Source organism: Eubacterium segne (assembly GCF_014287775.1).
Taxonomy (GTDB): Bacteria; Bacillota; Clostridia; order Lachnospirales; family Lachnospiraceae; genus Eubacterium_G; species Eubacterium_G segne.
On sequence record NZ_JACOOZ010000008.1, the window covers coordinates 42,270 to 66,400 of the forward strand.

Sequence of the window (24,131 nt, forward strand, 5' to 3'; positions counted from 1 at the left end):
TCTAATAACAGGAGGTGAAATAGGAATGCCTACATTTAACCAGTTAGTAAGAAAAGGACGTCAGACAGCAGTTAAGAAGTCTACTGCTCCAGCTTTATTAAAGAGCTACAACTCTTTGAATAAGAAGATGAACGACACAGCTTCTCCACAGAAGCGTGGTGTTTGTACAGCAGTTAAGACAGCTACACCTAAGAAACCAAACTCAGCTCTTAGAAAAATTGCCAGAGTTCGTCTTTCTAATGGTATCGAAGTAACAAGCTACATCCCAGGTGAAGGTCACAACCTTCAGGAGCATAGCGTTGTTCTTATCCGTGGTGGTAGAGTAAAAGACTTACCAGGTACAAGATATCATATCATTAGAGGTACTCTTGATACTGCAGGTGTTGCAAACAGACGCCAGGCACGTTCTAAGTATGGTGCTAAGAGACCTAAAGCAGGTAAGTAATAAGCACATTACGAATAGTAGGAATGACTTTTATAAGTCAGTCACAGGTTGAATGAATGTGTAACGGTTATTAGAGTTATGTAGATATAGAGTCTAAAGCCGTGAGCAAGACACAATCTAAGTGAGTACCTATGATCTAATCGCATATATCTTTGATATTATGCAAAACAAGAATTTCAAATAAAGAATATTTTTGGAAATTCTGGAAAAATTGATTAAGGAGGGAAGCAACAATGCCACGTAAGGGACATGCTCAGAAGAGAGAAGTATTAGCAGATCCAATGTACAACAGCATCGTAGTTACAAAACTTATCAACAACATTATGTTAGATGGTAAGAAAGGTGTAGCTCAGAAAATCGTATACGGAGCATTCGAAAAGATTGCAGATCAGACAGGAAAAGATGCTATCGAAGTATTTGAAGAAGCTATGAACAACGTTATGCCAGCACTTGAGGTTAAGGCTAGACGTATCGGTGGTGCCACATATCAGGTACCTATTGAAGTAAGACCGGAAAGAAGACAGGCTTTAGGTCTTCGTTGGATTACTTTATATTCTCGTCAGAGAAGTGAAAAGACAATGGTGGACAGATTAGCTAACGAAATTATGGACGCAGCTAATAACACTGGTTCATCAGTTAAGAAACGTGAAGATATGCATAAGATGGCTGAGGCAAACAAGGCTTTTGCACATTATCGTTTCTAATAAAGTTCAATTATTTATTGAGAATATGCAGCATTGCATGACATATAAGGCAATTGCCTAATAGACTAAAAATAGGAGGAAAAAACCTTGGCTGGAAGAGAATATCCACTGGATAGAACAAGAAACATTGGTATTATGGCTCATATCGATGCAGGTAAGACTACATTAACAGAACGTATCTTATATTATACCGGTGTAAACTATAAAATTGGTGAAACTCATGATGGAGCTTCTACAATGGACTGGATGGAGCAGGAACAGGAAAGAGGTATCACAATTACTTCAGCTGCTACAACATGTCATTGGACATTGGAAGATCATCATAAGCCAAAGGCTGGTGCATTAGAGCATCGTATCAACATCATTGATACACCGGGCCACGTTGACTTCACAGTTGAAGTTGAACGTTCACTTCGTGTATTAGATGGTGCTGTAGGTGTATTTGATGCTAAGGCCGGTGTTGAACCACAGTCAGAAAATGTATGGCGTCAGGCTGACACATACAATGTACCTCGTATGGCGTTCATCAATAAGATGGATAAAATGGGTGCAGATTTCTTTTATTCAGTTCAGACAATCATTGATCGTTTAGGAAAGAATGCTATTCCTGTACAGATCCCAATCGGTAAAGAAGATGACTTCATCGGATTAATCGATTTGTTTGAAATGGAAGCATATTATTACAAAGATGATAAGGGCGAAGATATCGAAATCACAGCTATACCTGATGACTTAAAGGATCTTGCTGATGAATGGCACGAGAACCTTGTTGAAAAGGTATGTGAATTAGATGATGACCTTATGATGCAGTATCTTGAAGGAGAAGAACCATCAGTTGATGATATGAAGAAAGCTCTTAGAAAAGGTACAATAGCTTGTGAAGCAGTTCCAGTATTCCTTGGATCAGCTTACAAGAACAAGGGTGTTCAGAAGATGTTAGACGGTGTTATTGAATATATGCCGGCTCCAACAGACATCCCTGACATCACAGGTGTTGATGAAGATGGTAACGAAGTAGTTCGTCATTCATCAGATGATGAACCATTTTCAGCTTTAGCATTTAAGATTATGACTGACCCATTTGTTGGTAAGTTGGCATTCTTCAGAGTTTACTCTGGTACAATGAACTCAGGTTCATATGTATTAAATGCAACTAAGAATAAAAAAGAGCGTGTTGGACGTATTGTACAGATGCATGCTAACAAACGTACAGAAATTGATAAAGTATATTCAGGTGACATCGCAGCAGCTGTTGGCTTCAAGGTAACAACAACAGGTGATACAATCTGTGATGAAAAGTATCCTGTTATCCTTGAATCAATGGAATTCCCAGAGCCGGTTATCGAGCTTGCTATTGAGCCTAAGACAAAGAATGATCAGGGTAAGATGGGTGAAGCTTTATCTAAGTTGGCTGAAGAAGATCCAACATTCCGTGCTCATACTGATCCTGAAACAGGTCAGACAATTATCGCAGGTATGGGTGAACTTCACTTAGACGTTATCGTAGATCGTCTTCTTCGTGAATTTAAGGTAGAAGCTAACGTTGGTGCACCTCAGGTTGCATACAAGGAAACATTTACAAAGCCTGTTGATATTGATAGTAAATATGCTAAGCAGTCAGGTGGACGTGGACAGTACGGTCACTGTAAAGTTAAATTTGAGCCTATGGATCCAAACGGTGAAGAAACATTCAAGTTTGAGTCTACAGTAGTTGGTGGTAATATTCCTAAGGAATACATCCCGGCTGTTGGAGAAGGTATCGAAGAAGCTGCGCAGTCAGGTATTATCGCAGGATTCCCTGTACTTGGTGTACATGCTACAGTATATGATGGATCATACCATGAAGTCGATTCTTCAGAAATGGCATTCCACATTGCCGGTTCTATGGCATTTAAGGAAGCTATGCAGAAGGCGGACCCTGTATTACTTGAGCCTATCATGAAGGTTGAAGTAACAATGCCTGAAGAATACATGGGTGATGTTATCGGAAGCTTGAACTCAAAGCGTGGACAGATTGAAGGTATGGACGATATTGGTGGTGGAAAGATTGTTAGAGCATTCGTTCCATTAGCAGAAATGTTCGGTTACTCAACAGAACTTCGTTCAGCAACTCAGGGACGTGGTAACTATTCAATGTTCTTTGAAAGATATCAGGCAGCTCCAAAGTCTGTTCAGGAGAAGGTTGCTTCTAGCAGAGCAAAATAATTCAAAATATAACAGCAGAAAATTGAATATAGCAAAGCAATGCTTAGGCTAGATACAAAATTTTCGAGATTATATATTTAAAAGGCTTGAAAATATCTCCATTATAAAATATAATGGGGATAGCCTTGTGAATTGGCCGATTAAGGTCAAACAAAAATAATTTATATATTAATTTAGGAGGATTACTAAAATGGCAAAAGCTAAGTTTGAAAGAACAAAACCACATTGTAATATTGGTACAATCGGACATGTCGATCACGGCAAAACAACTTTAACAGCTGCTATTACTAAGGTACTTGCAGAAAGAGTTGAAGGAAATGAAGCTACAGATTTCGAGAACATCGATAAGGCTCCAGAAGAAAGAGAAAGAGGTATCACAATCTCTACAGCTCACGTTGAATATGAAACAAAGAAGAGACATTACGCACACGTTGACTGCCCAGGTCATGCTGACTACGTTAAGAACATGATCACAGGTGCTGCTCAGATGGACGGTGCTATCCTCGTTGTTGCTGCTACTGACGGTGTTATGGCTCAGACAAAAGAGCACATCTTACTTTCACGTCAGGTAGGTGTTCCAAAGATCGTTGTTTTCTTAAACAAGTGCGATATGGTTGATGACGAAGAGTTATTAGAATTAGTAGAAATGGACGTTACAGAAATCCTTGATGAATATGGATTTGATGGTTCACCAATCATTAAGGGTTCAGCTCTTAAGGCTCTTGAAGATCCAGCTTCAGAATGGGGCGACAAGATCATGGAACTTATGGATACTGTTGATGATTACTTCCCAGATCCAGAAAGAGATACAGATAAGCCTTTCTTAATGCCAGTAGAAGACGTATTCACAATCACAGGTCGTGGTACAGTTGCTACAGGTAGAGTAGAAAGAGGAACACTTCACTTAAATGATGAAGTTGAAATCATTGGTGTTAAGGAAGAAACACAGAAGACAGTTATCACAGGTATCGAAATGTTCAGAAAGCTTCTTGATGAAGCTCAGGCTGGTGATAACATCGGTGCTCTTTTAAGAGGTATCAACAGAGACCAGATCGAAAGAGGTCAGGTTCTTGCTAAACCTGGTACAGTAACATGCCATAAGAAGTTTACAGCTCAGGTTTACGTATTAACAAAGGATGAAGGTGGACGTCATACTCCTTTCTTCAACAACTACAGACCACAGTTCTACTTCAGAACAACTGACGTAACTGGTGTTTGTAACTTACCAGCAGGTGTAGAAATGTGTATGCCTGGTGATAACGTAGAAATCACAGTTGAACTTATTCACCCAATCGCTATGGAGCAGGGTCTTGGATTCGCTATCCGTGAAGGTGGTAGAACAGTAGGTTCAGGTAAGGTTGCTACAATTATCGAATAATACGATATGTTGGCGAATAGCCTATAAATAAAGGGACTTAGGAGTTTTTCCTAAGTCCTTTTTCTTTTAGTGGTACTAAAATGGTACTACTTTGTTTAACTTTTCTGCTAACTCATCAGCTCTGGAAGGGTATAAATGACTATAAGTGTTAAGGGTAGTTTCAACTCGTTCATGCCCTAATCTTTCAGAAATCAGTAATGGATTAATACCCATATCAATTAGTAAACTTGCATGTGAATGTCTAAAATCATGTACTCGTATCTTTTTTAGTCCTGCCTGTTCACTTTTCTTTTTGAGTTCCTTATAAAGAATAGCTTTGGTATATGGAAAGACACGGTCGGTCATCTTATAGCCATAAATTCTTTCAATATAATTACTTAAATCTTTAACCAGTAATTGGGGAATAGTTATTTCTCTGTTACTCTTAGGTGTCTTGGGTGAAGTAACATTGACTTTTCCACCTTTGAAATTTACAGTCTTATTAATTCTAATTATCCCATTATCTAAATCCAAATCATTATATGTTAGTGCTAATAGTTCTCCTATACGCATTCCGGTGTAATATAAAGTTTGAAACATTGTATACTTTGTAATATCATCAACAAGTGCAATAAACTTAAAATATTCTTCTTTAGTCCAGAATGTTATTTTGTTTCGTTTTCTTTTCCCCATACTTCCAGCTAAATGACATGGATTTTCTTTTAAATTATAAAATTTTACAGCAAAGTTTAAAGTAGCAACAAGCAGGTTGTTCATTCGTTTAAGGTATGCATCCGAATATCCCTGGGAAATCTGTTTATTTTGCCATGCCCTTATATCAGCAGGAGTTAATAAATTAATTGGTTTATTGCCCAAATATGGAAGTATTCTATTGTTCAATAAATGTTTATGACCATCATAAGTTACTTCTTTTAGTCTGGTTTTTATGTCTTTTAGATATAATTGAGCTAGTGAGTTTAAAGTCATATCAGGTTCGCCCTGCATTTGCAGCAAAAACTCACGTTCCCAATTAACAGCATCTTTTTTTAGTTTGAAGCCACGTTTCTTTTTTTGCTTTTTTTCTCCTGTGTAATCAATGTAATAAGTTTTCACATAGTAAGTGTTTCTAGTTTCATCTTTAAAAACTGCCATATTGTATCTCCTTTCTTCCCTAAAAAGGATATAAAAATAACACCCAGCATTTGACCGGGTGCTCCAAAGATGATACAATATTCTTGTTCAGGGAGTATGTATTCATGCTCTGGAGCCGGTCTTAAATGGCTGGCTCTTTTTATTACATTTTTAATCCGTAACCCGAATTACAAAAATTTGTATATTGAAAATTGCTCATTGAATCGGGTAAGGCATTAAGAGTTTTAATTATTTGAGTATAATTAAAACAAGGACAAATATTGTAGATTCGAGCATATGCATCAATTCTTTCTTTCATAGCACGTTTATCAAGGATCCACTGGGTTCCTACATGATTATAAAATGACCACCAAGGTGTGTTGCATGCACTTATTTGGAGCCTATGACATCCAAAAGGATTTTCAGTCATATAGCTAGCACCGTAGCAATATTTGTTATTTCCTATTCTGCATTTATCACCATAACAGCGATTTAACTTACCAATTATTTTTCGATCTGTTAAATTGCCATTTACTATAACAAATGTTGATTTCCATGAACCAACCAATTCATACAACATAAGATATGCTATAAAATCAGTGGGTTTGCAAGAATAAATAGCTTGATGAAGAATAACTCCATTATCTATTTGCTCATGATATTGTGGAGCATTTTTTGCTAACACAACAGCTTTTGCATAGTTTTCAGATGTAGATTTACCAAATGATATAGAAATATGCCAGTCTGGAAAAATAGTGTCAGACTTATCTATGCTAAATGACGGTGTAGCAGTAGTTTTTGGTGATACTATTTTCATAATAGAATTTATTTTAGATAACCATTTCATAGCGTTTACTCCTTAATAATATTATAATTTAATGAACTATCAACTCTAAATAACCAATGGGGTTTCGCTTTAAATATTTTTTATTATGCCAATACTAGGATAGTTAAATTGTATAATGTAATTGTCTAGTTCTACATAATTACCATATTTGTTCTGGTACGCATGAATTGCTTCTTTTAAATAATCAGTTGTAACATTTAAATAATCTGCAATATCATACATATTCTGACAATGATGTTCAAAAGCATCAATTAACCCACAAAGTCCAATTAGTTTGTTGTATCCCCACAATCTGGCTCTTAATTCCTGCTTCCTATTTGAAGTGGAATGTACATCAATTAGATTTCCGCAGGAAGTAAAATGATGCCCTAATTCTTCTGCAATCGTACCGATTTTTTCATTGGTGGCTAGTTTGTAGTTGATTGCAACAACGCCATCAGAATATAGCCCTTTTATATTGTCAGAAGAAAAATTGTATTCAACAACATCAACGTCTTGTTCGTATTCACATATGATTTCTTCGTATTTAGTCAATTTTCTCACCCCTTTTCTTTCGTGTTTCCATATTATCATAAGAAGAGACCTATAAATGGGACTTGTTCCTGCTGTTTTATATTTATCTGCAATTTTTAGCGACCTCTATTAATTGTTCAAGTTTTTTTCTATCCCATAACTTTATTCTTGTTTTGTCTGAAGTCTTTTTTGCGGAATCAGTAAAGTATCTGTTGGTTAAGACCACACCGACATCACATTTATACATTTGAATACCGGTATAGGCTTGTTGTACAGCACTGTTACCAATATTGCTTGAATAGCACTTGCACTGTATGCCGTATTTAATTTCTTCTTTTTCTGCTAAAATATCTATGCCATCATCAACACTATCTTGTGTAACTACTATATTTGTAAAACCGTTTTGTTCTAATAAACTTGCGCAAAAATACTCAAATTCATGTCCATCCATTAAATCGTAATCTTTATTAGCACACTCTGGTATAGAAGTAGAATTGCGAGCTATAATCATATTATTATGGATTTTCGACGAATCCGTTGAAAAATTATAGTGATAAGCAATATAATCCCAAATAATATTTTCATCTACCAACATTTCTCGTACATCAGTATTGGCATCTAGAGGAGCTATGTAGTGTAATTCGTATAATTTGTCCATAATTAGAGAGGCTTTTCGAGAACCAATCCTATATTTTCTCATTATCATGGGAACTGATATATTCCCGGCCTTAATGGTATGTATAGGTGTATGTGTTGGTATTTGTTCTTCTATTTTTTTCTTCTTATTAGGAAAGCTCATGAGTATTTCCTCTTTTTATTTCATAAATTTATTTATTATTGTTTCTATTCTTGACAAATTCTGCAAATTGGCGAATTTCTTCCAACTCTTCTTCAGTGTATTCATCGCCATCGAAATGTGCTGCTAATGTTGTTGGAGCAGTAGGCTCATCGCTAAAATACTCAACTGAAACTCCTAATTCTTTCGCTATTCTTATTAAAACTTCTATGTCAGCTTTTTTGCTGTCTCTTTTTATCATTGAATATATAGTTGTTGGAGCAATGCCTATCTTATTAGCAAGCTCATTTGCATTTATATTTTTCTCTTGCATCAATTTATTCATTTTAGAACCGATTCCCATATTGTTCACCTCTCTTTTATTTATCTTTATATTACACGTTTTGCGTAAAAAAGTAAATAAAAAAATGTGCAAATGCGTAAAAAAGTGTTGACAATATACGCAAAAGAGTATATATTGTAAAAGTGAGCTACGCAAATGCGTAGACAACAAAAGAAAGGAGTATTAAAAATGCCTTATTTGAATTTAAAAGGTGAGATGGCAAAAAGAAATGTTCATATAGAAGACATTTCAAAATTGTTGGATTTGCACAGAAACTCTGTGGCGAACAAAATTAACGGGAAGTCTTCATTTTCAATCAGCGAAGCGTTTAAGATTCGTAATGCTTTTTTTAAGGGTGAGGACATTGAGTATCTATTTAAAAAAGAATAGGAGGTGATAGATATGCCTGAAAAACAATTTATGGGAGCAAAGGATATTGCTCAAACAATGGAGTGTAGTCTTTCATTTGCATACAAAATAATTAAGCAGATGAATGCAGAATTGAAAGAGAAAGGCTACATTACAATGTCAGGCAAGGTTCCAACTAAATATTTTAATGAAAGATTTTATTCATAGAAGGGAGTGATTAAATTGATTGGAGCAATTAACAGCTACCGGGATTTGCGTGACATTTGTAGAAAACATTCAGGTAGTTGCAGGGACTGTCCTTAAGGAAAAGAAAAGGACATTATGGACACACATTGTCCAAGATTGACTGAAACAAGAAGTTGGTCGAATGAAAAAATAACCGATATGGTTGGAAAGGTTAGAGGATAAGGATGATTATTGTAGACAAAAACAAGGTAACAATGGCAGGTCCTGATGAATTAATTGAATGTGAGGCAATGATATTTGTGGAGGCTGTAAAGAGGCATTTTATTAAAAAGCATGGTGAAAACATAGGAAAGGAAATGTTTGAGATGTTGCTGGAATGTTCTGTGATGTCGGATGAAGAAGCTGAAAAGCGTGCAAGAGAAAACAAAAATAAACTGTCAAGAAAAGAAAATGAAATGTTGAATAAATTCATACATTTAATGTTCAGTTAGGAGAGCTTATGGAAACAAACAAAAGACTTGAAGTAAGAGAAGTAAAAGAAACCAAAAAAGAAGAGCCTGAATATACACCACTACATTCAAGCTCTCACAAAAACAATACACCTAAAGATTACCACGTTTTACAGGAAAAGTACAGAGTTGCAAACAGATACAAGAATCTGATGATAGGTATCGTTGTGGCAATTGTAATGTGGTACAACAATTGGATTTGTATTGACAGTATTCCAATGAAGCTGTTGTATTCAGCAGGAATGGTGTTAGCAATGAGTTTTTTGTGTGGAGCAGTTGATGAAATATTAATGGAGGAATAATAGATGGATAGTATAAAAATAAACAGTTTGGAATTGGAAAATGTAAAGAGAATTAAGGCAGTTAAATTAGAGCCAACGGAAAATGGTTTAACTGTAATAGGTGGAAACAATGGCCAGGGTAAAACATCAGTACTTGACAGTATAGCATGGGCTTTAGGTGGAAACAAATTTAAACCATCAAGTCCTGAAAGAGATGGTTCGGTCATTCCGCCAAATTTACATATTGAGTTGAGTAATGGTTTGGTGGTTGAAAGAAAAGGAAAGAACAGTGACTTAAAGGTAACGGATCCAAATGGAAACAAAGCAGGTCAGTTGTTGTTAGACACATTTATTGAAGAATTAGCATTAAACTTACCAAAGTTTATGAATGCCAATGATAAAGAAAAAGCAGATACATTATTAAAAATTATTGGTGTTGGAGACACTCTTTATGCATTGGATGAAGAAATTAAGACATTAGTAAACGAAAGGCTCTTGATTGGGAGAGTTGCTGATCAGAAAAAGAAATACGCTGATGAACAGCCATATTATGATAATGTCCCAAGTGAATTAATTTCACCTCAGGAGCTTATCAGACAGCAGCAGGAAATACTCGCCAGAAATGGAGAAAATCAGAAAAAACGTGAAAAGGTAAGTTTATATGAAGCACAGGTAAGCTTAAAGGATGCATCTGTTAAGCAGCTTGAAGGACAGATTACTAAACTTAGTATTAAACTTGAAGAAGTAAGAAAAGAAAAAGCAGAGTTGGAGCAGAACCTTGCAATAGCTAAAACTGATGCATTAACACTTCAGGATGAATCAACAGCAGAACTGGAAAATAATATTGCAAACATTGAAGAGTTAAATCGTAAAATAAGAGCAAATATGGATAAGGAAAAAGCTGAAGAGGATGCAAAAATCGAAAAGACCAAGTATGATGCATTAACCACACAGATTGAAGACAAGAGAAAGGAAAGAATTAATTTGTTAAATAATGCGAGTCTTCCACTTCCTGAATTATCAATTGAAGATAATGCATTGACCTATAAGGGACAGAAATGGGATAACATGTCAGGTAGTGAACAGTTGAAAGTAGCTACTGCCATAGTAAGAAAATTAAATCCTAATTGTGGTTTTGTTTTAATAGACAAGCTTGAACAAATGGATGTAAACACTTTAAAAGAATTTGGACAGTGGATTGAAAAAGAAGGCTTGCAGGCAATTGCAACAAGAGTTGGCGCAGGAGACGAATGTTCAATCATTATAGAGGATGGATATTCAAACAATATTGACAAGAAAGAAGAATCCGTACCGAAATTTCAGGAAGGAGTATTTTAATGGAAATTATCAGAGGAAAGATTAAAAGTGCAAAAAAAGTAGTAATTTACGGACCTGAAGGAATTGGTAAATCCACATTTGCCGCACAGTTTCCGGAGCCACTATTCATAGATACAGAAGGCAGTACGGCAGAATTAAATGTTGCAAGAACAAAAAGACCCTCAAGCTGGACCATGATTATTGAACAGATAAAGGAAGTAATGAATACACCCGGTTTATGCAAAACATTAGTCATTGACACTATTGACTGGGCAGAAAATCTTTGTATTGAGCATGTGTGCCAGACAAGAGGCAAAAAGGGAATTGAAGATTTTGGTTATGGTAATGGATATGTGTATAGCAAAGAAGAATTTGGAAGATTTCTTAATCTTTTATCTGATGTTAAGGATAAAGGAATCAATGTTGTATTAACAGCCCATGCGCAGTTAAGAAAATTTGAACAGCCGGATGAACTTGGAGCATATGACAGGTGGGAGTTGAAGCTGGGGAAGAAAACGGCATCTCAGACGGCACCATTGATTAAAGAATGGTCGGACATGTTATTGTTTGCCAACTATAAGACAATTGTGGTTGCCACAGACGACCAGGGAAAGAAGCATAAAGCGCAGGGTGGAAAAAGAGTGATGTATACAACCCATCATCCTTGTTGGGATGCAAAAAACAGATATGATTTACCTGAGGAGACAGCATTCGATTATTCAGTTATTGCGCCAATTATTGAATCTTCTTCATCTGTAAAGGAAGAAAATACTGTATCAACACAGAATGTTAATATCAATAATTTAAATGTTAATAACACAAATGTGTCAAAGGCAAATGATAATAAAGTAAGCGAACCTAAGAAATCGACATCAGTACCCGCAAATGAAAATAAAACAGCTGACTTAGGCTCAGATGCCATGAGAAAGTTGAATGATTTGATGGTGGCTTATAACGTTAATGAAAAGGAAATTCAGGAAGCGGTGGCAAGCAGGGGATATTACCCGATTGACACACCAATACAGAATTATGATGAAGGTTTTGTTAATGGCTGCCTGGTTGCAGCATGGAATCAGATATATGCAGTTATTAAAAAAACAAAGGAGTCCAGAGGAGAATTTGTTAGTGCAGAACAAAGTGAATTACCATTTAATTTTTAATAAAAGGAGGAAAGAGAAATGTCAGAAGTAATTGAAAGAGAATTAGGATGGGATGATGAAATAGAAAAGGATGGTCCGGAGTTTGTTTTGCTTCCCGAAGGTGATTATTCTTTTGAAGTAGTAGGATTTGAAAGAGCAAGACATAATGGAAGTGAAAAATTGCCAGCGTGTAACAAGGCTGTTTTAACAATCAGGTTGACATCTGATGATGGAGAAAAATCAACAACAATTAAACATAACTTATTTTTACATAGTAAGACAGAAGGAATGTTATGTGCCTTTTTTACTGCCATAGGACAGAGAAAAAAGGGAGAAAAAATAAACATGAACTGGAATCTCGTAATTGGCTCTAAAGGTCGTTGCAAGGTAGGTATTCACAGTTGGAAAAATGATAAAGGTGAAATCAATCAGTCAAATCAGATAAAACAGTTTTATGAGCCAACACCTGAAACAGCAAGTGGATGGAAGCCGGGACAGTTCTAATGGAATTAAGACCGTATCAGAAAGAATCTATGGAGTCTGTTTTTGAACAGTGGGAAGAAGTTGATAAAACATTATTGGTTCTTCCCACCGGATGTGGCAAAACAATAGTGTTTGCAAAAATTACTGAACAATGTGTAAAGGGTGGAAAAAGGGTTCTTATTTTGGCTCATCGAGGGGAGCTATTAGAACAGGCGGCAGATAAAATAGCAAAAACAACAGGACTTGGATGTGCAACGGAAAAAGCAGAGCAGTCAAGTTTGAACACATGGTACAGAATTGTAGTTGGCTCAGTGCAGACATTAATGAGAGAAAAGAGACTTAATCAGTTTGATAGAAACTATTTTGATGTGATTATCATTGATGAAGCACATCACTGTATATCAGACAGCTATCAAAAAGTATTGCAACATTTTAGTAATGCAAAAGTTTTAGGAGTAACAGCAACTCCTGACAGAGGAGACATGAAGAACCTTGGTTCTTACTTTGAATCACTGGCATATGAATATTCATTGCCAAAGGCTATTAAGGAAGGTTATTTATGTCCAATTAAAGCACAGACTATACCACTTAAACTTGATTTGTCAGGTGTAAGTCAGCAGGCAGGAGATTTTAAGACGAGTGACATTGACACGGCATTAGACCCATACTTATATCAAATTGGTGATGAAATGAAAAAATACTGTATAAACAGAAAAACTGTAGTGTTTTTACCTTTGGTTAAAACAAGTCAGAAGTTCACACATATTTTAAATGAATTGGGATTTAGTGCAGTTGAAGTAAACGGTGGAAGTGATAACAGAACAGAGGTTTTACAGGACTTTGATAACGGAAAATACAACGTGTTGTGCAATTCAATGCTATTAACAGAAGGTTGGGATTGTCCAAGTGTAGACTGTGTGGTTGTATTAAGACCAACAAAAGTAAGGGCATTGTACTCACAGATGGTTGGACGAGGTACAAGACTTTGTGAAGGAAAGACGGAATTATTGCTTCTGGATTTCCTTTGGCATTCTGAAAGACATGAGTTATGCCATCCTGCACACTTAATCAGTGAAAGTGAAGAAGTAGCAAACCAGATTACAAAAAACATTGCTGAAGCAGGTTGTCCGGTGGATTTGGAAGAGGCAGAAGTTAAGGCACAGGAAGACGTTGTGGCACAGAGAGAGGAAAGCCTTGCTAAACAGCTGAAAGAAATGCGAAACAGAAAAAGAAAGCTGGTGGATCCACTGCAATTTGAAATGTCAATACAGGCAGAGGACTTAACCAATTATGTTCCGGCTTTTGGCTGGGAAATGGGACCCGCTACAGACAAGCAGGTAAAAACATTGGAAAAATTGGGAATATATCCTGATTCAATAGATAACGCAGGAAAAGCAGCAAAAATTTTAGACAAACTGGATAAGAGACGAATGGCAGGATTAACTACTCCTAAGCAGATTAGATTTTTAGAGAGTAGAGGATTTTTACATGTTGGAACATGGCAGTTTGATACAGCCAAACATCTGATAGACAGAATAGCGGCAAATGGTTGGAGGATTCCAAATGGAATTGTACCACAAGAGTATATTCCACAATAAGAGGATTTAGTGATGGAACAGCGATATGATTTATTAGAATTAATTAAATACATAAATCCGGCAGATTTGGAATACCAGGAATGGGTAAACGTTGGCATGGCTTTGAAAGAATCAGGTTATACAGCTAATGATTGGGATTCATGGAGTAAAGCTGACAGTAGATATCACCATGGAGAGTGCTTTAGAAAATGGCAGTCTTTCCATGGTAGCTCCAGTCCTGTTACAGCAGGAACTATCGTTCAAATGGCACGTGAAAACGGATGGGAGCCTAAAAGAAATGATTATGAACTTGATTGGGATGGAACTATTGGCAGCAAAGAGGATATGGTTGTTATCCAACAGGGATGGGTTGAAGGTAAAGAAATAAAGGAACCTAAAAACTGGAATCCGGTTAAGGAGCTTACAACGTATCTTGAAACATTGTTTGATTCTACCGAAAACGTAGGATATGTAACACAGACTTGGGAAAAGGAAGGCAAATTTTTGCCGACTAAGGGGTGCTGGGATCGAACTTCAGGAAAGTTGATTCAGGAACTGAACAAGTGTAATGGTGACATATGTAAGGTAATTGGTGATTATAACGATAAAGCAGGTGCGTGGATAAGATTTAATCCACTTGATGGAAAAGGTGTAAAGAATGATAACGTATCAGATTACAGATATGCCTTGGTGGAGTCTGATGTAGTGGAACTGGAGAAACAAAATGCAATCATTAGAGAATTGGAATTACCCATTGCCTGCCTGGTATATTCAGGTGGGAAAAGTCTTCATGCAATAGTAAAAATTGAAGCCACTGACTATACAGAATACAGAAAAAGAGTTGAATATTTATATGCGGTATGCAAAAAAAATGGACTTACTGTAGATACACAAAATAAAAATCCAAGCAGACTGTCAAGAATGCCCGGAGTAATCAGAAATGGCAAAAAACAGTTTTTAATTGATGTAAATATTGGAAAGGAATCATGGGAAGAGTGGAAGGAATGGATAGATGGAATCAATGATGATTTGCCAGACCCTGAAAGCCTAAGTGAGCAATGGGATAACATGCCCGAACTTGCACCACCTTTGATTGACAATGTATTAAGACAAGGGCACAAAATGTTGATTGCAGGTCCATCAAAAGCAGGAAAGTCTTTTGCATTAATAGAAATGTGTATAGCAATTGCTGAAGGCAAAAAATGGCTTGATTGGAAGTGTGCAAAGGGAAAGGTAATGTATGTGAACCTGGAGTTGGACAGAGCCTCATGTCTTCACAGATTTAAAGACGTATATCAGGCATTAGGATATGAGCCCCAAAATCTGTCAAATATAGACATTTGGAACTTAAGAGGTAAATCAATACCTATGGACAAACTGGCTCCTAAACTGATAAGAAGAGCAGCTAAAAAGAACTATATAGCCATTATTATTGACCCTATTTATAAAGTTATAACAGGTGATGAAAACTCAGCTGATCAGATGGCTAAATTTTGCAATCAGTTTGACAAGGTATGCAATGAATTGGGATGTGCGGTTATATATTGCCATCACCATTCAAAAGGTGGCCAGGGAACTAAAAAATCAATGGACAGAGCTTCAGGCAGCGGGGTGTTTGCGAGAGATCCTGATGCATTATTAGACCTGATTGAATTGGAAACTAATGACGATTTGATATTAAACAAAACCAATAATGTCATGTGTGATGTTATTGTACAGTATTTAAACGAAAAAGTTGATAACTGGGAAGATTTCATTTCACAGGATGATATGTGCAGTAGTGCACAAATGAAAGCAAAAGCGGAAAGGCTATTAACACCGGCACAGTGGAAAGAACTCACAGAAAAATTGACTGTAAGAGTAAGTCAGGTGGAGCATATGAGTGCTTGGAGAGTGGAAGGAACTTTGCGTGAATTTAACAAGTTCCAACCTGTTAATCTATGGTTTGATTATCCAAGGCATGTAGTGGATAAAACAGGAGTTTTAAAAGATATTAATCCGGACGATGTTAATCCTAAACAGACATGGAAAAAGAACTTTAATAAAAACAAAAAAACACCGGAAGAAAGAAAAAAGGAAAGAATACAATCATTAGACCAGGCATTTGAAAGTTTGGCAACGTTTAATGAGGATAATACAGTTGACATAACATCATTGGCAGATTCAATGGGAGTAACTGAAAAGACCATCAGAAACAGACTAAAAGAACATGGTGGATTTTGGATAGACGAAGGGAAAGTTGGCAAAAAATAGGTGTCAGGGAAAGGAAAATCTCGGAGAAATTTCCCGAGAATTTCCCTGACCTTTTGGAGGGAAAAAGTCGGTAAACACCGAGAATTTCCCTCAGAGGGAAAAAGTCGGTAAATTACCGAGAATTTCCCTAGGGAAATATATATTACTACGTAATACGCGAGAAAAATTTCCCTCGTCAATGGGGAAAGTAGTTGTGCGTTAGCTTTCGCACAACAACTCCTTCCCCTGACATTGACAAAAAGGAGTTGAGTAGAGTGAGAAGTTTGGACTACACATTTTTGAAAACGGCAAAGGTAATGCCACCACTAAGACATAAAAACAGAACCGGTGATTTTGATGTGATGAACAGTGACGTGTGCGAATGGCTTATTAACATTCCTGAAGTAAGGCAAAAAGTTTTTGACATGGCAATTAATAAAAAATATATCAAGTACAATAGCAGCACGGGAAAATGGGAGGGTGCGGACTATGGCAAATAAATGTGAGTTTTTTATGCCAATGGTTCCACCGACTAAAACTTATCAGGAACATAAAGTTGCAGTGGTTAATGGTAAGCCTGTTTTTTATGAACCACAGGAACTAAAAGAAGCTAAGAGTAAGCTGATGGCATATCTGGCAAAAAATGTTCCGGATAAAAAATTTAACAGAGGAGTAATGTTGGTTGTTAAATGGTTATTTCCCAAAGGTAGTCATAAAAACGGTGAGTACAGAACAACAAGGCCTGATACCGATAATTTACAGAAAATGTTAAAAGACTGCATGACTAGTTTGAATTTTTGGGAAGATGATTGTTTGGTGGTATCAGAACACGTTGAAAAGTTTTGGGCAGATCTTCCGGGAATATATATCCTGATACAGGAGGTGCAAAATGAATAAATTTATAACTGTTTACAACATTATGCTATTTGTTTGGCATGCAGTGTCAGAATACAAAGATAGGGATATATCTGATGATGCAGTATGTGAAGAAATGGTAAGAGAGTTGAATGGCATTTGTAGAGCGTATCCAGAAGAACATGAGAAATCATTGGTTAGGACAATTGCAACAGCAATAATGGAATACATATACGAAAAATAGACTAGAGATAAAAATGTTAAGAAATGTTAAGGAGGAAATATGAGGGCAATAAATATACTGCTGATAGCTTGGTTTATATTCTTATGGATTTTACTTAAGTCTAAGGGCAGAGATTAAGAAGAAAATGCACATTGACAATTGAATACTGGTAGTTGCAATGATATAATTTGTGTATTACAAAAGGGAAGGGGAAAATGATGGATTCTCAAAAATATGATGCGGATAAATTAAGAAAGATAATTGAAACAACTTTAAGCAATTATGCGAATATGATTAAAAGACTTGAACGTAAAAAGAATATTGCAGAAATAATGTTAATATATTATAGTGTTTTCTTAATAATTGGAACACTTACGGGAAAATATTTTCCGCAACATTATAACGTTGTATGGAATGAATACTTTAATATAATATTATCCATAATTGTGTTGATTTTTTCTTTAGTTAACAAAAATGCAAATTATGCCTCAAGAATTGATTCATTAATTGATTCATTAAACGGTTTAAAAACAATAAAAAGAAAACTAGATAATGATTCAGTTGAAAAATATAACGAGAAATATAATGAAATTGTTGATAAAACGGAAAGAAGGAATGATACAGATTTTTTTAGGACGGTCAAACAGTTATGCAAAGAATATAAAATCAGTTGGGTGAAGAAAAAAAGAAAACACGAGAAGCCTTTGAAAGATCAAGAGACAAAGAAAAAACAAGAAATAAAGGAAAAACAAGAAATAAAGGAAAAACAAGATAAAGTTATTAACAATTATTTAAGCGAAATAAACGTTATGGTTGAAGAATCGAAAATAATATTTGAATATTTCTTAGATGTTATTCTTTTTATAATTCCTATTATTATTTTTGTATTTTGTTTTGCAAAAAAATAGCAAATACTTTTACCAACTACCAATATTCGGTGGTTGGTTTTTTTATGCCTGAAAGGAGAGATAGAAGTGGAACAAAATCAAAAATTCGTACAAGACATACAAGAAGCTGGGGCTAAAATTCAAGAGGCATTTGAAAGGTTAGGTTCAGCACTACAAAAACTTGCAAATAAAGCGCGTGTTATTATAGCAATTGCAAATTCAATAAATTGTGATGCAACGTTAAGAAAATGGTATGAACAATTAGAAACAGCTAGAGGAAGCAAACGTAGGCGGCTACGAAGAAAAATAAAAAAGAGAGTGAAGAGACATATTAACGGATGAATGCATGGAAAGGATGATGATAGTGGAACAGACAGCAAAGGAATACTTGAAACAGGTAGGCAATATAGAATTGCAAATCAAAGAGTTACAGGATGAAATCAAAAGGCTAAAAGAGCTGGCGGTTAGTATTGGAGCATTAAATTGTGACGAAAAGGTTTTAAGCAGTGGTGCACAGGATAAAATGGCTAATACCGTGTGCGAGATAGACGAAAAAGTACGTGAACTGGATGAAAAGGTAAGGGAATTTGTGAGAATACGTTCAAAGGTTATGGAGACTATACATATGCTTAGAAACGACGAATATGAGCACATTCTGTACAAACGCTACTGCCTGATGAAGAAATGGGAAGAGATAGCATTGGAAATGAATTATAGTTATCAGTGGGTGTGTAAACTTCATGGAAGAGCATTAAAGGAAATTGAAAAATTACTAAACTGTTGATAGAAGTTTATATTGACCCGTGCTAAAATAGTATTGTGATAATTTGATAGATGACATTTTTGTATCGTCTTGATGGTTTCCCCCTAGTATTTTGTATTTTTTTCATGAAGGAACGGTCTTTTGGCTGTTCTTTTTCTGTTGAAAATTGTCACATTTAGATATATGATAAAAGAAAAGATTTGGAGGAGATGAATATGCCAGGATGGGATGATGTATTAAAAGAAATGAATGAAACACTTTCACCGGCAGATTATGTGAGGAGAAAATATTTAAAACAATTATCAGAATTAACAGGTAGAAATGCCATAGCGTATTATTCGGCATTTTTAAATAAGCCCAATATACCAAATACAGATATTAACGATTTGGATATGACAGGGTTTATGAATACCTTAAAGGATATTAATTGTTCAAGGGGATTGGATTTAATTCTTCACACACCAGGTGGTTCGCCTACTGCTGCAGAAACAATTGTAAATTATTTAAGAAGTAAATTTGGTAATGATATAAGAATAATTGTTCCACAAATTGCAATGTCTGCGGGAACTATGATTGCTTGTGCGGGAAAGGAAATAATTATGGGAAAACAATCGAGTCTTGGACCGATTGATCCTCAATTTAATGGAATACCAGCATATAATATAAAAGAAGAGTTTGAAGAGGCTAAAAAAGATTTAGCTATTAACAATGAAAATGCCCAATATTGGGCAATAAAATTACAGCAATATCCAGCTGCGTTTATGAAAACTGCGATAGATGCAATTGAGTTATCTAGCAAATTGGTAAAAGAATGGTTAAGCAGTTGTATGTTTGAAGGAGATCAAAGTGGAATAGTGGATGAGATTGTGGCACAATTAAACGAACACGACAATTCAAAAAATCATGGAAGACATTTTAGTATAGACTTTTGTAAAGGAATAGGACTAAAAATTATTTCTATGGAAGAAAACGAAGAACTGCAAGATGCTATTTTAACAGTGCATCATGCTTATATGCTGTCAATTTCTGGAAGTGATGCGATAAAAATAATTGAAAATCAGAATGGAAAAGCAGTGATAAGTCGTGAATAGTGTTGTATATATTTTAAATTTGGGGTACAATAACAAGGCAAAAGGAGGGAAAATGAATGGATAATTATTCAGTTGACGAATTATATGCTAAGTTGGGAATAACCTCTAATGATAAGCAACCCGTAAGAAACCAGATTAATACAGGAAAAAGATATGAACAAATTCAGACAAATTACTCTTTTGGGTTGGGAAAAGTTCCTAATAATTCATTGAGCAATAGTATACGAATTAAGAAATAGTTTTTTTAATATGAAAGTAGGAGACATCTTTAGGGTGTCTCTTTTTTATACAATATTAAATCAAGAGAAAGGAGTGGTTGTAGTGACAATTAAAGAACAGATATTTTGTGATGAACTTTTATCAGATACTGAATTTAATAAAACCTTGGCTTATAAGAAAGCTTATCCAAGTGTTAAGAATGATAATGTTGCAGCTGCAGCTGCTTCAAGGCTGATGAATAAACCGGAGATTAAAGAGTACATAGATAGGCAACTATCTAAATTACATAATGAAAGAACAGCAGATGCTCAGGAAGTGCTTGAATATTTAACGTCAGTGCTTAGAGGGGAAAGTTCTTCAAGTGAGTTAGTAGTTGAGGGAATAGGAGATGGATGCAGTGAAGCAAGAACAATTGAAAAGCCACCATCAGAGAAAGAGAGATTAAAAGCAGCCGAACTTCTTGGCAAGAGATATGGACTGTATACAGACAAGGTGGATGTAAACAATGAAGCAGAGGAAAAGAAAGCAGAAAAACTGGATAATATAGCCAGCATATTAGAACAGATGAAGCCTGTAGGAAAGGGTGATTAGTATTGTTACAATTATCACCTAAATTTAAAGAATTTATTCTGACAGAAACAAAGAGGGATTTCCTTGAAGGTACTACGGCAGCAGGAAAGACCACTGTAGGAATATTTAAGTTTATGCTTATGGTGGCAAAGAGTGATATTAAGTATCATGTAATCGCTGGAGCAGACCTTGGAACTGTTGAAAAGAATGTTATTAACAATGAGAGAGGACTTTTAGACCAGTTTGATGGTTTAGCTGAATATTATCCTAAAGGTCAAGGCAGAATTGGTTTATCACACATTAAATATCAGACACCAAACGGTGAAAAGATAATATATGTGTGTGGTTATGATAATAAAGCACGTTGGAAAAAGGTATTAGGTTCACAACAGGGTTGTGTTTACATTGACGAAGTTAATACTGCCGACATGGAGTTCTTAAGAGAAATTTCACATAGATGTAAGTATATGATGACTACATCAAACCCTGATAGTCCGGACTTACCTGTATATAAAGAGTTTATTAATCACAGTAGACCTTTAAAGAAATATATCAAAGATTATCCGGAAGAGTTGTTGGCAGAGTTAAATGAACCTGAAAAAGTTGGTTGGGTTCATTGGTATTTTACTTTTTATGATAATGCCAGTTTAACGGAGCAGGATATACAGGACAAAATAGATGCAGTTCCGGTAGGAACCAAGATGTACAAAAACAAGATATTAGGTCTCAGAGGAAAGGCAACAGGTCTTGTATTTAGTATATTTGATAGAAAACATCATTTGATTACGGTTGCTGATGCAAAAGCATTTATTAGAAACAGAGCAGATAAGAAACAAACTGAATGGTTTGAAATATTTACAAGTGGATTAGACACGGCTTATTCAACTAAAAGTCCTGATACCATTGCAATGAGTTTTGCAGGAATTACAAATAAAGGCAGATATATTGTTTTGGACGAAAGAGTTTATAACAATGCGGAAATTGGTACTCCTATAGCTCCATCTGATACTTCAAAGAATTATTTTGATTTTCTTGAAAGAAACAGAAAAGAATGGGGACTGGCAAAACACGTATTTGTCGACTCGGCAGATGCAGCAACAATTACAGAATTAAATAAATTCAAAAGGGAACACGCACAGTGCTTATATGTGTTTAATCCGGCATATAAGGCTGTGAAAATTATAGATAGAATTATATTACAGCTTGGTTGGATGAACTTTAATAATGATAAAGGTATTCAGCCAAGTTTTTATATTGTAGAGACTTGTAAGGAATATGTAAAAGAGTTGGAGAAGTATTCTTGGTTAGAGGAAAAGGACCAGGAACCGGAAGATGGAAATGATCATATGGTCAACTCTGTTCAGTACAACTGGATTCCATACAGAAAGAAAATAGGAGTTAAAAAAGAATGAGGTTAGTGGATAGAATGAGAGATGGAATAAGACATTTTTTGAAAATACAGGATGCTCCAAATCAGACATTTATTATTAGAGAACAACTGAATTTTGCAAGTAACTGTATAAAGAATCTTTTGTGGTATCGTGGTGACAGTTATGAACTGACACAGTTTTACCAAAACATAAATGGAGGCTCTGATGGAATAAAGTTTTGGGCAGCATGTTCAACTGTAGGCAGAGAGATAAGAAAAATACATACAGGCTTACCGGGAATTATTGTAGACAGGCTTACAGATATTATAATCACTGATTTTAGCCAGATTACATTTATAAAAGATACTGACAAAGAGATATGGGACAATATAGCTAAAGACAATAACTTTAAAAAGGTTCTGAAAAAGGCTGTATCTAAAATGCTCATATTAGGAGATGGTGCATTTAAAATCTCTCTTGATAGTAAGGTCAGTCAATATCCAATAATAGAATTTTTAGGAGCTGATAAGGTTGATTATTTATATAACAGGGGAAGAATACATGAAGTTGTGTTTACAACAGAATATAGTCATAACAATATGGACTACTATCTGAAGGAACGTTATGGATATGGTTATATCAAATATGAACTTTATCGTGGAACTGATGAGGTAAGTGTTGCTATAGACACTATTCCGGCATTGAGTGGGTTAGCTGATGTGGAGTTTGATGAAACAGTAATAATGGCTCATCCTATTATGTATGGTGAAAGTGCCAAATGGGAAGGAAGAGGCCAGTCAATATTTGAAAAGAAAACAGATGATTTTGATGCATTGGACGAAGCTTGGAGCCAGTGGATGGATGCCTTAAGAAAAGGACGAAGCAAAGAATGGATTCCAGAATCAATACTTCCAAGAAATCCGAATACAGGTGCAATAATTAAACCTAATGCATTTGATAATTCATATATTGCCAAGGGTGACGATATGTCGGAGAATGCTCAAAACAAGATAGAGGTTACACAACCAGCTATTCCGCATGAGTCATATCTTGCTACATATGTTACAGCATTGGATTTGTGCTTACAGGGATTAATAAGTCCTAGTACTCTTGGCATTGATGTAAAGAAACTTGATAATGCTGAGGCACAAAGAGAAAAGGAAAAGACAACCCTTTATACAAGAGGAAATATAGTTGATATTTTACAAGATCAGTTACCATTATTCATTCAGAAGGTGTTTGATGTTATTAATCTAAGTCAAAACAAAACATTAACAGAGGTTAAATGCACGATTGATTTCAGTGAGTATGCTAATCCATCATTTGAAAGTCAGGTAGAGACAGTTGGAAAAGCAAAGACACAGGGAATAATGAGTGTTGAGGCTTCCGTTGAGGAACTGTATGGTGACACTAAAGATGAAGAATGGAAAAAGAATGAAGTAGCAAGGCTAAAAGCAGAGCAGGGAATATCAGATGAGCAGGAGCCGGCACTAAATATGGAGGGAAAGATAACATATGAAGGTAATAGTGGGCAAAAGAGTGTACCAGATGTCGAAGAATAAGGCAATGAATCTTCTTAGGATTGCAAGTGAGCAGGTACCAAGAGGTATATATGCATTGGAAAAAGATAAGATAATTGAAATGCGTAATGACAGATGCAGTTCAGTAACACAGGTTAAGAATTTAAAAAGACAGTTCAAAAAAGCTGGTTTTAAAGTATATGCTAATGGAGTTGATTAA

The 24,131-nt window shown here is 35.6% G+C and carries 30 protein-coding genes; 25 read left to right on the top strand and 5 right to left on the bottom strand.

The genetic code is table 11. From position 1 onward, the window contains the following. Positions 1-25: 25 nt before the first annotated feature. The 4 genes from rpsL to tuf all read left to right on the top strand — a co-directional run bounded on the left by rpsL (position 26) and on the right by tuf (position 4,732). Positions 26-445, top strand: coding sequence for a 30S ribosomal protein S12 (gene rpsL / locus H8S00_RS10935; RefSeq protein ID WP_021951964.1), 420 nt, complete (start codon positions 26-28; stop codon positions 443-445). Positions 446-678: 233 nt separating this feature from the next. Further along, positions 679-1,149, top strand: coding sequence for a 30S ribosomal protein S7 (gene rpsG, locus H8S00_RS10940; protein WP_021951965.1), 471 nt, complete (start codon positions 679-681; stop codon positions 1,147-1,149). An 87-nt stretch (positions 1,150-1,236) separates the two neighbouring features. After that, positions 1,237-3,354, top strand: a complete 2,118-nt coding sequence (gene fusA, locus H8S00_RS10945; protein ID WP_021951966.1) for an elongation factor G — start codon at positions 1,237-1,239, stop codon at positions 3,352-3,354. Positions 3,355-3,544: 190 nt separating this feature from the next. After that, positions 3,545-4,732 (top strand): elongation factor Tu, encoded by a 1,188-nt coding sequence (gene tuf / locus H8S00_RS10950; RefSeq protein ID WP_021951967.1) that lies wholly within the window; start codon positions 3,545-3,547, stop codon positions 4,730-4,732. Positions 4,733-4,807: 75 nt separating this feature from the next. Here the strand turns inward: tuf and H8S00_RS10955 are convergent, their stop codons facing one another. The 5 genes from H8S00_RS10955 to H8S00_RS13705 form a co-directional block, all read right to left on the bottom strand. After that, entirely contained in the window at positions 4,808-5,863 is a 1,056-nt protein-coding gene (locus H8S00_RS10955) for a tyrosine-type recombinase/integrase (protein WP_118589736.1), read from the bottom strand. 142 nt (positions 5,864-6,005) lie between these two features. After that, positions 6,006-6,689, bottom strand: a complete 684-nt coding sequence (locus H8S00_RS10960; RefSeq protein WP_186840530.1) for a hypothetical protein — start codon at positions 6,687-6,689, stop codon at positions 6,006-6,008. Between the two features lie 69 nt (positions 6,690-6,758). Then, the gene (locus tag H8S00_RS10965) at positions 6,759-7,262 is read right to left on the bottom strand and encodes an ImmA/IrrE family metallo-endopeptidase (RefSeq protein WP_186840531.1); all 504 of its coding nucleotides are present in this window, start codon (positions 7,260-7,262) and stop codon (positions 6,759-6,761) included. Between the two features lie 43 nt (positions 7,263-7,305). Then, positions 7,306-8,001, bottom strand: a complete 696-nt coding sequence (locus tag H8S00_RS10970; RefSeq protein WP_186840532.1) for a restriction endonuclease — start codon at positions 7,999-8,001, stop codon at positions 7,306-7,308. A gap of 28 nt (positions 8,002-8,029) precedes the next feature. Further along, the gene (locus tag H8S00_RS13705; RefSeq protein WP_207721422.1) at positions 8,030-8,341 is read right to left on the bottom strand and encodes a helix-turn-helix domain-containing protein; all 312 of its coding nucleotides are present in this window, start codon (positions 8,339-8,341) and stop codon (positions 8,030-8,032) included. A gap of 168 nt (positions 8,342-8,509) precedes the next feature. Between H8S00_RS13705 and H8S00_RS10980 the strand changes: the two genes are divergently transcribed. The 21 genes from H8S00_RS10980 to H8S00_RS11080 all read left to right on the top strand — a co-directional run bounded on the left by H8S00_RS10980 (position 8,510) and on the right by H8S00_RS11080 (position 24,131). After that, entirely contained in the window at positions 8,510-8,710 is a 201-nt protein-coding gene (locus H8S00_RS10980; protein ID WP_186840533.1) for a helix-turn-helix domain-containing protein, read from the top strand. A 12-nt stretch (positions 8,711-8,722) separates the two neighbouring features. Next, a complete protein-coding gene (locus H8S00_RS10985; protein ID WP_186840534.1) occupies positions 8,723-8,896 on the top strand; it encodes a hypothetical protein in 174 nt (57 codons plus the stop codon). Positions 8,897-9,099: 203 nt separating this feature from the next. Then, positions 9,100-9,366 carry a hypothetical protein gene (locus tag H8S00_RS10990; RefSeq protein WP_186840535.1) on the top strand — a complete coding sequence of 89 codons (267 nt, stop codon included), beginning with the start codon at positions 9,100-9,102 and terminating at the stop codon, positions 9,364-9,366. 8 nt (positions 9,367-9,374) lie between these two features. Next, the gene (locus H8S00_RS10995; RefSeq protein ID WP_186840536.1) at positions 9,375-9,686 is read left to right on the top strand and encodes a hypothetical protein; all 312 of its coding nucleotides are present in this window, start codon (positions 9,375-9,377) and stop codon (positions 9,684-9,686) included. Between the two features lie 3 nt (positions 9,687-9,689). Next, positions 9,690-11,003 carry an AAA family ATPase gene (locus tag H8S00_RS11000; protein ID WP_186840537.1) on the top strand — a complete coding sequence of 438 codons (1,314 nt, stop codon included), beginning with the start codon at positions 9,690-9,692 and terminating at the stop codon, positions 11,001-11,003. Continuing rightward, positions 11,003-12,142, top strand: a complete 1,140-nt coding sequence (locus tag H8S00_RS11005) for an ATP-binding protein (RefSeq protein WP_186840538.1) — start codon at positions 11,003-11,005, stop codon at positions 12,140-12,142. Before H8S00_RS11000 ends, H8S00_RS11005 begins: the two co-directional genes overlap by 1 nt. 18 nt (positions 12,143-12,160) lie before the next feature. Then, positions 12,161-12,625, top strand: a complete 465-nt coding sequence (locus H8S00_RS11010) for a DUF669 domain-containing protein (protein WP_118589724.1) — start codon at positions 12,161-12,163, stop codon at positions 12,623-12,625. Continuing rightward, on the top strand, positions 12,625-14,202 hold the full coding sequence (locus H8S00_RS11015) for a DEAD/DEAH box helicase (protein WP_186840539.1): 1,578 nt from the start codon (positions 12,625-12,627) through the stop codon (positions 14,200-14,202). Before H8S00_RS11010 ends, H8S00_RS11015 begins: the two co-directional genes overlap by 1 nt. Before the next feature lie 12 nt (positions 14,203-14,214). Continuing rightward, the gene (locus H8S00_RS11020; RefSeq protein WP_186840540.1) at positions 14,215-16,434 is read left to right on the top strand and encodes an AAA family ATPase; all 2,220 of its coding nucleotides are present in this window, start codon (positions 14,215-14,217) and stop codon (positions 16,432-16,434) included. 254 nt (positions 16,435-16,688) lie between these two features. Further along, complete coding sequence (locus H8S00_RS11025) at positions 16,689-16,913, top strand: hypothetical protein (protein WP_118590276.1); 225 nt, start codon at positions 16,689-16,691, stop codon at positions 16,911-16,913. Further along, positions 16,903-17,310, top strand: a complete 408-nt coding sequence (locus H8S00_RS11030; RefSeq protein WP_243169583.1) for a RusA family crossover junction endodeoxyribonuclease — start codon at positions 16,903-16,905, stop codon at positions 17,308-17,310. Before H8S00_RS11025 ends, H8S00_RS11030 begins: the two co-directional genes overlap by 11 nt. After that, entirely contained in the window at positions 17,303-17,512 is a 210-nt protein-coding gene (locus H8S00_RS11035) for a hypothetical protein (protein WP_118590279.1), read from the top strand. Before H8S00_RS11030 ends, H8S00_RS11035 begins: the two co-directional genes overlap by 8 nt. A 194-nt stretch (positions 17,513-17,706) precedes the next feature. After that, entirely contained in the window at positions 17,707-18,399 is a 693-nt protein-coding gene (locus H8S00_RS11040) for an SLATT domain-containing protein (protein WP_186840541.1), read from the top strand. A gap of 66 nt (positions 18,400-18,465) precedes the next feature. Beyond that, on the top strand, positions 18,466-18,720 hold the full coding sequence (locus tag H8S00_RS11045; protein WP_186840542.1) for a hypothetical protein: 255 nt from the start codon (positions 18,466-18,468) through the stop codon (positions 18,718-18,720). Between the two features lie 4 nt (positions 18,721-18,724). After that, entirely contained in the window at positions 18,725-19,162 is a 438-nt protein-coding gene (locus tag H8S00_RS11050) for a hypothetical protein (RefSeq protein WP_186840543.1), read from the top strand. A gap of 194 nt (positions 19,163-19,356) precedes the next feature. Then, positions 19,357-20,232: an SDH family Clp fold serine proteinase gene (locus H8S00_RS11055; protein WP_186840544.1), complete on the top strand. Its 876-nt coding sequence runs from the start codon at positions 19,357-19,359 to the stop codon at positions 20,230-20,232. Between the two features lie 56 nt (positions 20,233-20,288). Continuing rightward, entirely contained in the window at positions 20,289-20,471 is a 183-nt protein-coding gene (locus H8S00_RS11060; RefSeq protein ID WP_186840545.1) for a hypothetical protein, read from the top strand. 82 nt (positions 20,472-20,553) lie between these two features. After that, positions 20,554-21,042: a terminase small subunit gene (locus tag H8S00_RS11065; RefSeq protein WP_186840546.1), complete on the top strand. Its 489-nt coding sequence runs from the start codon at positions 20,554-20,556 to the stop codon at positions 21,040-21,042. Positions 21,043-21,044: 2 nt separating this feature from the next. Then, complete coding sequence (locus H8S00_RS11070) at positions 21,045-22,433, top strand: terminase (RefSeq protein WP_186840547.1); 1,389 nt, start codon at positions 21,045-21,047, stop codon at positions 22,431-22,433. Then, a complete protein-coding gene (locus H8S00_RS11075) occupies positions 22,430-23,953 on the top strand; it encodes a phage portal protein (RefSeq protein ID WP_186840548.1) in 1,524 nt (507 codons plus the stop codon). Before H8S00_RS11070 ends, H8S00_RS11075 begins: the two co-directional genes overlap by 4 nt. Beyond that, positions 23,940-24,131, top strand: coding sequence for a hypothetical protein (locus tag H8S00_RS11080; RefSeq protein ID WP_243169584.1), 192 nt, complete (start codon positions 23,940-23,942; stop codon positions 24,129-24,131). The genes H8S00_RS11075 and H8S00_RS11080 overlap by 14 nt, the downstream gene beginning before the upstream one ends.